Below are 13,065 nucleotides of genomic sequence, written 5' to 3' on the forward strand. Positions count from 1 at the left end.
CGTATGAAAAAAAGCTATCTAGTTAAGATAGCTTTTTTGAGCGCGGGGAGGAGGTCATTTTAAATTCTTAATTAAATAAGTTCCTTGTAAATGATAACCAAGTTTTTGATAATATTGACGTACACCAATGCCAGCAATGACTGCTATTTTAGTAAAATGTTTTTGCTGGGCAATCTTTTCTGCTGCCAGCATCAGTCTTTTACCCAGGCCAATGTGTTGAGTTTCTCCTTTTTTAGTTTGTAAAGATATGAGCTGACCGTAAGTATGTAATTCGCGAATTAGTGCACAATCAGTCAATTCTGGCAGGATATTCTTTTGTTGATCATTGAAGCGTAAACGGCAAAAAGCATAAAGTTGATCCCGGGTTTTGTTTTCTAAGCTAATAAAGTATTCTTGACCGCCACTGGCCTCATATTGCTCAATATATAATTTAATTTGTCGTGGTTTAATTTGTTGGCCCTTAACTTCACGACAACGAATACAGTGACAGGATAGATTCTTTTTCGCCATCGCTACCGTTAAGTATTGTCTGAGATTGGTGATTTTGTTACCAGCCTGAATGCTGGCACCGGGGATATCACGCACCAAACGATTAATACGGACATAGTATGGCACAATACTTTTCATCTTTACTAGTAGGTTAATTAACTGTTGATCGGAGTATGGATGCCATTTACCTTTTTGCCACCAGCGATAAAGCTCGGCGTATTTATTAACTACCGTCGGGTAAATTTTTAGATGATCTGGTCGAAAGTTTTTATCAGTAAATAATTTTTTAAACATGATTAAATCTTTTTTGGGGGTGGAGCCAGCGAGATTGGGCATGAAGTGATAATCAATTTTAAAACTGGTCTCTTTTAATAGCCTAGTGGCTTGGATAACACTTTGTACAGTGTGTCCGCGCTGATTAATTTTCAAAATATGATTATCTAGTGCCTGGACCCCTAGCTGAATCCTAGTACAGCCTAGTTGTCTTAGTCTTTTTATTTCTAATTCATTAATATGATCCGGCCGGGTTTCTAAAATTAAACCAATAATTCTTTTATCAGTCGTCTCGTTAGTTTTCTGAGCTTGGCCCAGGGTCCGGGCGGCTTTATTTTTATTTTGAAAGGTATTAGCGGCATCAAAACATCTTTTAATAAACCATTGACGATAAGACCAAGGATAAGCCGACCAAGTACCACCCAAGACGATTAATTCCATCTTGTCAGTAGGATGTCCATTGAGATAGAGAGCCAGCAGGCGAGCTTGTACCTGGCGATAAGGATCAAAAGAATTACTAATAGCGCGCATCACCGCCGGTTCGTTGGATAGATAACTTTTAGGCATTTTTGGTTCTGATGGGCAGTAAAGACATTTTCCTGGACAAGCATAGGGTTTGCTTAACACGGAAATAACCGCTACTCCCGAAAGGGAGCGGACGGGTCGGGTAATTAGCCATTTATTAATATTAGCACTCACTCGCAGTTGCCCATTTTCTACTAATTGACGATAGACAGACAGCAGTGTAGCATTAGAAGGAGGAGTGATGTGTAATTGGTTACAAATTATTTTTTTATCACGCAAAAACTGCTCTTGATTATGAGCGGAGTTGCTACTAAGTTTTTTCAATAATTTAATAATCAGATTATTATCCATGAAACAACTATTAATTAATAAAATTCAGGATCAAGTAGTAGCTACCTATTGTGCTATCGCTGATACTTTTTCTCAGAGCCGGCAAAGTAATTGGCCGATTGCTCAAGTACTCGCCAAGAAAATAAAACCAAACAACATCGTGCTGGATTGGGGTTGTGGTAATGGACGTTTTTATCCATTGGTAGCGGATTATCAAGGTCAATACTACGGCATGGATAATTGTAGGTTATTACTGGAAAAAGCTCAAGCGCAGTATGGGGTAGCTCATTGGTTGAACGAGCAAGATGCTTGGCCAGCAGCCATTGATTTAATTTACGCCCTTGCCTCTTTTCACCATTTGCCAGGTCGGCAAGCCAGACAGGAACTATTACAAAAATTTTATCAGCATTTAAATCCTGGCGGCTATTTACTTATGACCACTTGGAATTTACGGCAAAAAAAATATTTTTGGTTATGGCTAAAGAGTAATTTTATCAATATATTTCGTAGTTATGACCTTAATGATGTCTTGGTACCATGGCATGGTCAAACAGAAACCATTTGGCGGTACTGTCACAATTTTAATCCGCGAGAACTACGGTTATTAGTAGAAAAAAGTGGTTTGGTAATTGAAGAATTATATTATGAGCGCGCTGGCCAGGTTACTAATCAATGGCATGGGCACAACTTGGTGCTAGTAGCCAGAAAGTTATAATACTGCTAAAATATTAATATTATTAACTATAAAAATATGAGAAAAAAACCGTTTGTCATTTTGTTCCTTATTGGTATCATACTGCCTTTAATGGCCAGCGCCAATCAAGCCCGGGGGGAGGATTATTATTTACCATTAGGGCAAAGCTATTTAGCCAACATTTATCGGGTAGCCAATAATATTGAATTATTGGGTGATATTAATGGTGACGTTTTCGTGATTGGTAACAATATTACCATTGCTGGCAATATAAAAGGCGATGTTTATGCCATTGCTGCCAATATTCGTGTTACAGGCATAATTGAAGGAAGTTTACGGGCGGCAGGTCAGAATATTACTATTGATAGCGAAATCAAGCACGGAGTAACATTGGCTGGTAATAATATCTATCTTAATGACAAGGCTAAACTCGGAGCAACGCTGATGGTCTATGGTCAGAATATTGAAATGCGTGGTCAAGTAGCTGGTAATGTTGATGGTGGCATGGAAAAGCTTTTTATCAGTGGACAATTAACGCACCTCAATGCCGAAGTGGGGCAACTGGTCTTATCCAGCACAGCGGTAGTTAATGGTAATTTAAACTATCAGAGCAGAAACATGGCTGAGGTACCAAGTGGTGCGATCGTGAAAGGTCAGCATAATTTTAGCGAGCTGAAAAAGAACGATCAAGCACAAGTATGGCAAAATAAAATATCCGGCATTTTTTACCGCTTGCTAAGTTTATTGTTATTAGGTTTATTGCTAATTAAGTTAATGCCTAGCACCTGGCGCACAGCCGTTGCTGATCCCCAAAATAAATATAAGTATATTTTGTACGGTTTAGTACTGTCGGTAGTGACACCTTTGGTGATGATCGTGTTGTTTATTACTATTATCGGCATTCCTTTGTCTCTGATTTTGTTAGCTATTTATTTAATTCTACTTTATTCCTCAGCTGTTTATGTGGGTTATCTAATTGGTTCTTGGATAGCTAATAGATGGCAGCTAAAATGGCCTTGGCCGTATATATATTTACTCGGTCTATTTATTTATTTAGTATTAACGGCACTACCATGGATTGGTTGGTTAGTCATGCTACTTGGTGTCTGGTGGGGACTGGGCGGTTTGATGATGATGAAAAAAGATATTTGGCAGAAGTTAAAAAACCAACAATAATTGGAAAAAACCATGTCTGATATATTCAAATCCTATGACATTAGGGGGCTATATCCGCAGCAAATCAATCGTGCTGTGGCTAATCTTTTGGGTCAAGCTATTGCCAAGTTTTTTCTGCAAGCCGGTCAAACTAAAACCGTGGTCATTGGTGGCGATATGCGGATGTCTACGCCAGAGCTCCGCGATGGGATAATTTTGGGACTAGTAGCACAGGGTATGAAAGTGTGGGATTTGGGTTTGGTTTCTACTGATACTGTTTATTATGCTTCTGGTCGTTACAGTATGCCGGGCATTATGATCACAGCCTCGCATAACCCAGCAGAGTATAATGGCTGTAAGATTGTTTTAGCTGGTGCGGTGGGAGTTGGTTCTGATAGCGGATTGCCAATGATTGAGCAATATTATTTGGCGTTGCAGGAGGATTACAATAGTGAGCACAGTTTGGCCGTTGAAGATAAACGACAAATACTAACGGAATATTTGGATTACCTTAAGAGATTTATCAACCCCGCAGATTTTCAGAAAATGCGTCTAGTGATTGACGCGGGTAATGGTTTGGCTGGTAAAATCATTCCGTTATTATTGGAAAATAGCCCACTGGATATTATCCCGCTTTATTTTGAGCTTGACGGTTCTTTCCCGAATCATGAAGCCAATCCTTTAAAGCCCGAAAATACTAGTGATTTAATCAAACGTGTAAAACTAGAAAATGCTGATTTGGGATTAGCTTTTGATGGTGACAGTGATCGCGTTTTCTTCATTGACGAGCAGGGCAGGCTAATTGATAGTAGCTACATCATTTGTTTAGTAGCTCAGTATTTGTTAAATAAATATCCGGCGCAAAAAATATTATACAATGCCGTATGTAGTAGAGTTGTACCAGAAGTCATTAGCGGCTTTGGTGGTCAGCCAGTAATGGAAAGAGTTGGCCATACGTTTATCAAGAATAAAATGCGGCAAGAGGACATTATTTTTGGTGGCGAGAAGTCTGGTCATTATTATTATCGCGATTGTTTCTATGCGGACAATGCCTTTCTCACTGTTTTGATTGTATTGTCGATTATGACCCAAGAATCCGGAAAAACATTCAGTCAACTGATTGAGAAGTTTCAGACTAGCTCTATTCTACCAGAAACAAACTTTACAGTTGATGATCAGAAAAAAATTATTACTAAATTAAAAAATATTTATCACGATGGTGAGCAAAGTGAATTAGATGGCTTGTCCGTATATTATCCCGAGTGGTGGTTTAATGTGCGCCTCTCTGGTACCGAGCCGCTACTGCGCCTAAATTTAGAAGCAGCTGATGATAATCTATTGCAAAAAAAATTAGCAGAACTAAGTCAGCTAATAATGGAATAAATTTTGGTTACCAGTTTAGGTTAAATACAAACCCATTCTCTTTTTGATATCGGCAATATTCTTTTCGGCTAACACCATTGCCTGTTTGGCGCCTTTTTTAAGAATGTCATCAACCAATTTCGGTTTCTTTTCGTATTGAGCAATATTATCCTGGATCGGCGCTAGGGTTTTGATTATGCTCTCGGCTAGCGTTTCTTTGAGCTCTGAATATTTAATAGTTTTATTATTATATTTTTTTTCAAAATAATTAACTACTTTAGGATTCGCAAAAAGATCCAGCAGTTCAAACAGATTATGCACGCCCAAAGATTTACTATCAGGTCCAGCCGGCCCGCTATCGGTAACAGCATGGGCTAGCTTTTCTTTGATTATTGCCGGCTGATCACGGAGGGCAATATAATTTTTCGGGCCCAGTGATTTGCTCATTTTTTTCTGGGGGTCAGTCAAGGACATGATGCGGGCGCCATTGGTGAGCAATGGTTTAATGTGTTGAAAAGTAGCACCGTATTTATTATTAAATTTTCTGGCCACAGTATTGGCCAGCTCAATGTGTTGTACTTGGTCATCACCAACAGGCACGGCTTCGGCGTGATAAAGCAAGATGTCGGCCGCCATGAGAACGGGATATTGTAATAATCCGGCATTAATATTTTGTTGATTGGCTTGAGACTTTTCTTTGTATTGTGTCATGCGTTCTAGCTCAGCTAGTGGTAGTAAGGTGGTAAATAGCCAAGCCAGCTCACTGTGCGCTGGTACATGAGATTGAATAAAAAGCGTAGCTTTTTTCGGATTTAAACCGATAGCTAGTAGGTCAATAGCTGTTTGTCGGATTTTATCTGGGAAAAGTGCTGGATCTTGACTGATGGTCAGAGCGTGTAAATCAACAATACAATAGAGCGCTTGGTACTTATCTTGTAAGTCCACCCAATTGCGTAAAGCACCCAAATAATTGCCAATATGGATATCACCAGTTGGCTGGATGCCGGAGAATAAAATTGTTGTGTTTTTTTCAGTCATGGCTCTATTTTAGCATAAATTTGGTTATAAATAAATAGTTATTTGATTAAATTTAACGCAAAACAATTGAGATAATTAAAAACCCAGTAGTTGGGTAACGACTGGGTTTTTTAGCATTTTAGTTATTCAATTTCACTAGCGTCGCCATCTTCAATTAGTATTTCACTATTTTTTGACTCGTTATCCGAAGTATCTGTTTTTAGTAATTTAGAACATTCTTTGAGGCTAGTTAGATAACTTTTCCAAATTGTTTGATGACTTTGTTTGTATTCATTTTGAATTTTAACATTCGCTTCCTTGAAGTTTTTTGCACAAGCGGCTAAGTTAGTTTTTTGTTTTTCAATCGTATCAAAGGCTGCTTTTTGGCAAGTATTACGCTCAGTTATTGTCTGTTGACGATCCGTTGATTGTTTAGCAATCAAATCTTTAACAGCCGTATCTTTGGTATCAATAGTGGTTATGACACAGGCTCGGGTGTTGTCGTCAACAATCGCCGAGTTTGTTCCGGAATAGGGTGGCATTTGTTTTTTTACACCCCATAGAGCATTTCCGATTTTCTTGATTTTTTCAAAGAAAGAAATATCATTAGCAGTTGGTATTTTTTCTAATTTTGTTTCCCTTGACAGTTTAGTGGCATCTTGTCCACCATCTTCTTTTTTTTGTCGTTCTTGGTCACTTAATTTTATACCATAGAGAGCCCCATTCTCTTTCTTGATAACTTTAAATAATTTGATTTCTTCGGGTGATGATATTTTCTCTAACTTTTCTGACTGCATAGAATCGGAAGATATTTTGTCTTCGCTATTATTTTGTTTTAATCGTACACCATAGAGAGCCCCGTTCTCTTTCTTGACAACTTTAAATAATTTGATTTGCTCTGGCGATGGAATTTTTTCTAACTCTTCAGCTGACACTGAAGTGAAGGATAACAAGGCGAGAACAAAGGAGAAAACTAGGACTAAGGAAATAACTTTTTTCATATTGTTGATAGTTAATTATTTTGATTATACTGTCTATTATTTAATATAAATAGATATTATTGGCTTCGACTACGCCTTTTATATTTTAACATTGAATGATATTTCAGTCTATTTTTCACGAATAAAGTGTAAAAAACAAGTATAAGTTGAAAATGGCCGAGATAATAATAACTATTCTGATTTTGTCAGAAAGGTAGTTATTTTTTTCTCTATACTTTTGCGTAAAAAGCAGAAAAAGTAAAGGCCAAAAATCTAGAGCATAGCGATAACCAAATTGATACCAACCAACTCCATAGTAAAAAACAATGGGTATTAAAATTATGAAAATAGTTAACCAAATAATTTTTTCTATCGTTTTTTTATAGTGATGATAAAAAAGTGTAAAAAGGTAAGGCGAGGTAAAAAAAATACTTAAACCCCAGGGGTTAGCATAAACATATGGATAAATTGGTAGGTAGGGAGTGACGGGTGATAAGGAAATCAAAGGGAGTTGGAAAAGTAGATAGAAGAGGTTACGGCCAACATTGCGCCAATGAAAAATACCTTGTTGTTTTAATTGTAGTAGAGAGTTAGTTCCTTGCAGTTGTAAAGAATAGCCACTTTCCCAAGGGTTTTGAAAACGCCAGAAATTGTAACCAAACATCATCATTAGACCAATTATGTACGGCCAAAGCAATTGGCGCAGTTTAGTAATAATATTATTTTTTTCAATCAAAATTATATTTAGGATGTAGAAAAAAATAATTAGACTGGCCGTTGGACGCGTCAGTAAAATAGTGGCGCATAAAATACCGATAAGCCAATAGCGGCGGTGTTGATAAAATTCCCATAATGACCAGCAACTAAGTAGTAAGGCTGTCATTTGAGCAAATTGCCAGCTATCACTAATTAGGGCAACACCAAGGAGCGGTGAACAGATAATAAAGGCAATAATTAAATAGAAACGATCTTTTTGTTGGTAATCAAATTTAATTAGTAAATCATTAATAATCAAACCAATAATTACCAAAAAAGGTATGTGTAGGCAAGCTTGATAATATGGTGAGCCCAATATTTTGGCTATTAGTGTAAATGGCATCATGAGTATGGCTGGTAGCATGCCTAGGGGCCAATAAAAATGACCATGCCACGCAGCACTGTCATAAATTGGACCCCATTGGTCTAAAAAATGAAGGTGTCCTTGCCAAAAAGAATTAGCTAAGAGAACGTATTGCTCTTGCGAATAGCGCAACATTAAGCAGTAAATTGTTAGGATAGTAAATAAAAACCAGATAATAGCCAGAAGCCAATAATCAATATTTTGGTTACTAATTTGGGAAATAAATTTTTTTACTGCCCCCAGCATTACACCTCAATAATTACCGGTAAGATCATCGGACGACGTTCGGTTTTGTCAAAAAGGAACTGTCCTATTTCATTACGGATTTTATCTTTCAGATAGGTATCGTTATTAACTTTTTTTGGATTATTTTCTTTGAGTACTGTTTTAATCTTGGCTCTGGTTTGCTCTACCATTTTTTTATTTTCTTTCATGTAGATAAAACCTCGAGAAATAATATCCGGTGAATTAGTGAGTTCACCAGTTTTGGAATCAATGGTAGCAATAATTACCAACATACCATCTTCCGCCATCAATTGTCGGTCGCGAAGAACTACTGTGGAAACATCACCCACTCCGAGTCCATCAACAAAGACATAGTCGGCAGGAACTTTGGTGGTAGTTAAGCGGCCACCAGTTTTATTGAATTCCATAACTTGACCGTTATCCGCAACGAATATTTTTTTTGGATCAATGCCAGTTTGTTCGGCGATCTTAGCGTGCATACGCAAGAAAGAGTGATTGCCTTCAATGGGAATAAAATATTGAGGGCGAACCAAATTAAGGAGCAATTTCAGATCTTCGGCTTTGGCATGACCACCGGCATGAATATCCATCATTTGATAGTGAATTACCTCTGCGCCTTGACGATAGAGCGAGTCTTTTAGTTTTTGCACTGAGCGTTCATTGCCGGGAATAACCGAGGAGGAAAAGACAACGGTATCGTGTTTTTCAATCCCGATTGATCGATGCTCTTTATTAGCAATTCGCATGAGCACGGCATTATCTTCGCCTTGCGCGCCAGTACAGAGAATGACAATACGGTTATTGGGAAAATCTTTCATTTGGGCGGTAGTGATCATTGTTCCTTTTTCCGTTTTAAGATAGCCTAGATTGTGCGCAATCTCAACGTTGGATTTCATACTAAAGCCTTCAATAATGATTTTTTTATTACACTTCTCCGCGGCCCAGATAATTTGTTGGATACGACCGAGTAGCGAGGCAAAAGTGCCAACAATCAAACGACCCGGCGCATTGCGAATGATATCTTCTAAGTTTCTTTGGATTTCAAATTCTGATAGTTGGTGGCCACTCTGGGGAGCATTGGTGGAATCAGACAGCAGGGCTAAAACTTTTTTATCGCCCAGCTTAGCGATCTTGGTTATTTCCGTTGGTGTATCACCGGAGATATTAAGATCCAGTTTAAAGTCCCCCGTATGGATGACTATACCTAGTGGTGTGTGAATAATTAAACCCATGGAAGTCGGAATATTATGGGAAACACCAAAAAATTCCACTTCAAAACAACCGACTTTAACGTGATCATTAGTAGTTACTACTTGCGTGTTAAGTTTGCCAACGCTACGGAAGTCATTTTGTCTTTTCTCAATAATTTTGAGAGAAAGGTCAGAAGAAAAGATTGGTGGATTGCCGAGTTTGCCAATCAAATGAGGGATGGCACCAATATGGTCATAGTGAGCGTGAGTAATAAAAACACCACGAATATTATTTTCTTTACCTTCAAAGTAGGTGGTATCGGGAATGATATAATCAATGCCCAACATGTCTTCTTCAGGAAACTGTAAGCCCATATCAATAATAATGATATCAGGCCCATATTCCAACATAGTCATATTCCGGCCCACCTCTTCATTGCCACCGAGGACTATAATTTTTAGTTTGTTACCGCCAAAAGAAATTTCTCTTTTGTTATTTTTATCAGCCTGTTGGTAATTACTTACCCGGGATGATGTATACCGCGTGGTATTCGGAACGACGGGGTGCCGTTGGGCGCCTGGTCCAGCAGAATGCGATCGGTATTCTCTCTTTGCAATCATATTTTTTTCATTTATTAATGGTTAAATTGTTCCTATCCAAACTCTGATTAGGGTTTGGGAGGAGAGATTAAAATTAAATTGTCTAAACTCAAAGTTTTTTAAGCGCAGTAATTTAATTTTAGAGGATTGTTTAGTAATTTAGAAGTAATATTTTATTAAGCGGGGAAGTGATTTGAGCTTTTAATAGATTATAATGTATTAATTTCTAATCTGAGTATAGATGTAGCAAGTTAAAGAGATAGGGCTTTTAAACTAAATAGACTAATCTGCAGACATGTTTCTGGATAAAAATATACTTGAGTTCGATCCGCCACCCGCTGTGCCAGCGCTAGCGTGGTGAGAAGGCGGAATAAGCAAGCGAGCTAAAGGAATAATGTTTACAAACTAATCCATAGATATGCTTCTGGATAAAAATATACTTGAGTTCGATCCGCCAGAGGCGGAGAGGATTAAGTATAATTTTACAAAGAAATACTTTACTGAGTGTAGCGGAATCCAGCTTTTCGCGAAGTGCTGGATGGAGCGGACGAGGTAAAGTATGACGTGGTGCCAGAGGAGGGACTCGAACCCTCAAACCTTGCGGCACACGGCTCTGAACCGTGCATGTTTACCAGTTTCACCACTCTGGCTGGAAAGTCTTACCATTGAAAGACGCGTTTGGATTTGATGTGCCAGTTCGTAATATCATTAAAACGATCAGGTGTGGAGTTAATGTTCTTGATGTTAACGTTTAATATTTTTTTATCAATGGGATAGATATAGATGGGATTATATAAGAAAATAGCGGGTGCAAAGTTGGTTAAGTTTTTTTGCCAGTCAACGATTAGTTGGGCTCTTTGCTGTTCATCTGATGTTTGGCGAATCTGCTCCAGTTGAGTATCGATGGTTTTATCAGCCCAAATAGAAAGATTCAGACCCGGATCGTCAACTTGTGAGGAATGCCAAAAAGGATAGGGATCAGATTTGATAATTTGACCAAAAAGTAACGCTTCATAATTTCTATTTTTGATAATTTGTTCACGGATTTGTTCTTTGGGAACTATTTCCACAGCTGTCTTAACTCCGATTTTTTCCCAATTATCTTTAATGATCGCGACTACCTGTTGATATTCCGGATTTTCTACGGTTGTTAATTTAATAATTAGCTCAGCTCCTTTTTTTTGTCGATATGGTTGCCCGTCAACTTTTAGCCAGCCGGTTTTATCGAGCCAGGAGCTAGCTTCGTTTACGTTATAGTTATACTTAGCAACATCTTCGGTATGACCAGTGTAGCCGGGTAAAATAGGACTGTCTATTATTTGACCTTCGCCACCCAGAACTTCGTTAATAATTTTATCACGATCAATAGCTAGAGCCAGACCCTTTCTAATTGCCTGATCTTTAAGAAGACTATTTTTTTTCGTGTTAAAGAAAATGGCCGCGTATTGTGGACGACTAAGTTCGTGCAAGATTAAATCTTTATTTTTATCTGCTTCACTAGTAAATTCTCGCGGTAAGAAATTTAAACCATCAACATTTTTATTTTTTAAAGCTTGCACCCCGGTCTCATAATCACCATAAAATTTAAAAGTAATACTATCAAGAAATGCTGGTGTGGTAAAATACCGGTCATTGCGAATTAAAACTAGTGATTTGATACTACCCGACCGATCCTTGGTTAAGGTGGAAAATTGAAATGGTCCCGTGCCAATCGGTTTTTTATTGAGTTCCGCCAGCGTGACATTAGAAGTGGAAACTGTAGACCAAAGGTGTTCCGGAATTAAGCCGACAATTAAATTATTCAAAAAATTAAGAGCACCCTGATCAAGGGAAATTTTAACGTTTAAGTCGTCAATCTTTTCTACCTGAACATTGGTGAAGGCAGCGCGATAGGGGCTTTGCCAGGCAATTTCTTGAATACTGGCAATGGTAAAGATCACATCATTAGCAGTTACTTGTTCGCCATCATGCCAGAGAATATTATTTTTTAAAGTAATGATAATTTGTTTTTGATCGGTACTAATATTAATCTTTTCTGCCAGATCAGTGGTGAGATTTCCTTGTTGATCGTATTTGAGTAATCCATTAAATATCAATCGCGTTAAGTCCCGGTCAACATCGTTGTATTGTGATAGTAGAGGATTGATCAGATTCGGTGAGCCAATCAAACCCTCGGTGTATTCGCCGCCTTGTTTCGGTACCAGTACTGAGTGTTGCCAGTAGAAAGCAAGGCCAGCACCGACTAAGCCGACGATGGTCATAATTATCGCTACGCGGAGAACGAGCCACTCCCGACTATTTAAATAATGCGGTAGTTGTTTTAATTGTGACCACGCTGGCCAACGTGACGTTGGTAGCTGACTAATTAATTGTTGATCAATTTCTGGGGATAAATTTTTATTACGGTTTAGCGAATTAGCTAAAATACGCTCAATAAATTTAATTAATGAACTTTTGGTGAAAGTTAACCAGGAAAAAAATTTTAGTTTTTTTGACACACGAATACGCCCAAGTTATTAAATAAAAATTTGAGCTAAAGCTAAAACAAAGAATAAGACAGCCAAAACAATAGTAGTAATAAAAATAATTTTTTCCGCACCTCTTTTGGTTCGATAAATAGCGTTATCACCACCGAATGCAGCGCCTAAGCCAGAACCACGGTTTTGTAACAACACTACGACAATCAAGAGGATTGAGACAATAATTTGTATAATTTGTATGGTTTGTTTCATTTCCTATATTAATTTAAGCAAACTAATGATAATAGATTAGCAGAACGTTGATCATTTGTCAATTATCCGTGGTAATGTGCACACACATATTGCACTTTCTAGTAAACTAGGGCTATATGTCAAAAACTATGCAAAAATCAACACAAGAAGAAAAATATAGGTGGATTAAACCTATCATCAACAAAGAGATAACAATTAAGCAGTTGGCCAAGGTCTGTCCTTTTAGCGAGCGGGCTATAAAATATTGGCTAGCTAATTTTAGAAGAGATGGCATTGAATGATTGATTAATAGATCTACTCGTCCTAAACACCAACCAAACGAGACGCCTATTAGGCTTAAAGAGAGAATTAT

At 37.8% G+C, this 13,065-nt stretch carries 10 protein-coding genes and 1 tRNA gene; 3 read left to right on the forward strand and 8 right to left on the reverse strand.

Annotated features, from left to right (window positions below):
* Window positions 1-54: 54 nt before the first annotated feature.
* Window positions 55-1,638 (reverse strand): tRNA uridine(34) 5-carboxymethylaminomethyl modification radical SAM/GNAT enzyme Elp3, encoded by a 1,584-nt coding sequence (locus COX77_04135; protein ID PIZ98558.1) that lies wholly within the window; start codon window positions 1,636-1,638, stop codon window positions 55-57.
* On the opposite strand from COX77_04135, the gene COX77_04140 reads away from it, so the two are divergent.
* The 3 genes from COX77_04140 to manB all read left to right on the forward strand — a co-directional run bounded on the left by COX77_04140 (window position 1,637) and on the right by manB (window position 4,849).
* A complete protein-coding gene (locus tag COX77_04140; protein PIZ98559.1) occupies window positions 1,637-2,332 on the forward strand; it encodes a hypothetical protein in 696 nt (231 codons plus the stop codon). The two genes, COX77_04135 and COX77_04140, sit on opposite strands and share 2 nt — an antisense overlap.
* A gap of 90 nt (window positions 2,333-2,422) precedes the next feature.
* On the forward strand, window positions 2,423-3,487 hold the full coding sequence (locus COX77_04145; protein ID PIZ98560.1) for a hypothetical protein: 1,065 nt from the start codon (window positions 2,423-2,425) through the stop codon (window positions 3,485-3,487).
* Between the two features lie 12 nt (window positions 3,488-3,499).
* Window positions 3,500-4,849, forward strand: coding sequence for a phosphomannomutase/phosphoglucomutase (manB, locus tag COX77_04150; GenBank protein ID PIZ98561.1), 1,350 nt, complete (start codon window positions 3,500-3,502; stop codon window positions 4,847-4,849).
* A gap of 15 nt (window positions 4,850-4,864) precedes the next feature.
* Here the strand turns inward: manB and trpS are convergent, their stop codons facing one another.
* The 7 genes from trpS to secG all read right to left on the reverse strand — a co-directional run bounded on the left by trpS (window position 4,865) and on the right by secG (window position 12,713).
* Window positions 4,865-5,866 (reverse strand): tryptophan--tRNA ligase, encoded by a 1,002-nt coding sequence (trpS, locus tag COX77_04155; protein ID PIZ98562.1) that lies wholly within the window; start codon window positions 5,864-5,866, stop codon window positions 4,865-4,867.
* Between the two features lie 122 nt (window positions 5,867-5,988).
* Complete coding sequence (locus COX77_04160; GenBank protein ID PIZ98563.1) at window positions 5,989-6,846, reverse strand: hypothetical protein; 858 nt, start codon at window positions 6,844-6,846, stop codon at window positions 5,989-5,991.
* A gap of 115 nt (window positions 6,847-6,961) precedes the next feature.
* Window positions 6,962-8,191, reverse strand: coding sequence for a hypothetical protein (locus COX77_04165; protein PIZ98564.1), 1,230 nt, complete (start codon window positions 8,189-8,191; stop codon window positions 6,962-6,964).
* The gene (locus COX77_04170; GenBank protein PIZ98565.1) at window positions 8,191-10,002 is read right to left on the reverse strand and encodes a ribonuclease J; all 1,812 of its coding nucleotides are present in this window, start codon (window positions 10,000-10,002) and stop codon (window positions 8,191-8,193) included. Before COX77_04170 ends, COX77_04165 begins: the two co-directional genes overlap by 1 nt.
* Window positions 10,003-10,546: 544 nt before the next feature.
* Window positions 10,547-10,631, reverse strand: a tRNA-Leu gene (locus COX77_04175).
* 9 nt (window positions 10,632-10,640) lie between these two features.
* On the reverse strand, window positions 10,641-12,479 hold the full coding sequence (locus COX77_04180) for a hypothetical protein (protein ID PIZ98566.1): 1,839 nt from the start codon (window positions 12,477-12,479) through the stop codon (window positions 10,641-10,643).
* A gap of 18 nt (window positions 12,480-12,497) precedes the next feature.
* Window positions 12,498-12,713 carry a preprotein translocase subunit SecG gene (gene secG, locus COX77_04185; protein ID PIZ98567.1) on the reverse strand — a complete coding sequence of 72 codons (216 nt, stop codon included), beginning with the start codon at window positions 12,711-12,713 and terminating at the stop codon, window positions 12,498-12,500.
* Window positions 12,714-13,065 lie beyond the last annotated feature (352 nt).

The sequence above is a fragment of the Candidatus Komeilibacteria bacterium CG_4_10_14_0_2_um_filter_37_10 genome (assembly GCA_002793075.1).
Classification (GTDB): domain Bacteria; phylum Patescibacteriota; class Patescibacteriia; order UBA1558; family UBA1558; genus UM-FILTER-37-10.

What these genes read in the sequence shown, in the direction of transcription:
- COX77_04135 (PIZ98558.1), bottom strand. Translation starts at nt 1,638, where the DNA reads ATGGATAATAATCTGATTATTAAATTATTGAAAAAACTTAGTAGCAAC.
- manB (PIZ98561.1), top strand. Translation starts at nt 3,500, where the DNA reads ATGTCTGATATATTCAAATCCTATGACATTAGGGGGCTATATCCGCAG.
- COX77_04170 (PIZ98565.1), bottom strand. Translation starts at nt 10,002, where the DNA reads ATGATTGCAAAGAGAGAATACCGATCGCATTCTGCTGGACCAGGCGCC.
- trpS (PIZ98562.1), bottom strand. Translation starts at nt 5,866, where the DNA reads ATGACTGAAAAAAACACAACAATTTTATTCTCCGGCATCCAGCCAACT.
- COX77_04165 (PIZ98564.1), bottom strand. Translation starts at nt 8,191, where the DNA reads ATGCTGGGGGCAGTAAAAAAATTTATTTCCCAAATTAGTAACCAAAAT.
- COX77_04140 (PIZ98559.1), top strand. Translation starts at nt 1,637, where the DNA reads ATGAAACAACTATTAATTAATAAAATTCAGGATCAAGTAGTAGCTACC.
- COX77_04145 (PIZ98560.1), top strand. Translation starts at nt 2,423, where the DNA reads ATGGCCAGCGCCAATCAAGCCCGGGGGGAGGATTATTATTTACCATTA.
- COX77_04160 (PIZ98563.1), bottom strand. Translation starts at nt 6,846, where the DNA reads ATGAAAAAAGTTATTTCCTTAGTCCTAGTTTTCTCCTTTGTTCTCGCC.
- secG (PIZ98567.1), bottom strand. Translation starts at nt 12,713, where the DNA reads ATGAAACAAACCATACAAATTATACAAATTATTGTCTCAATCCTCTTG.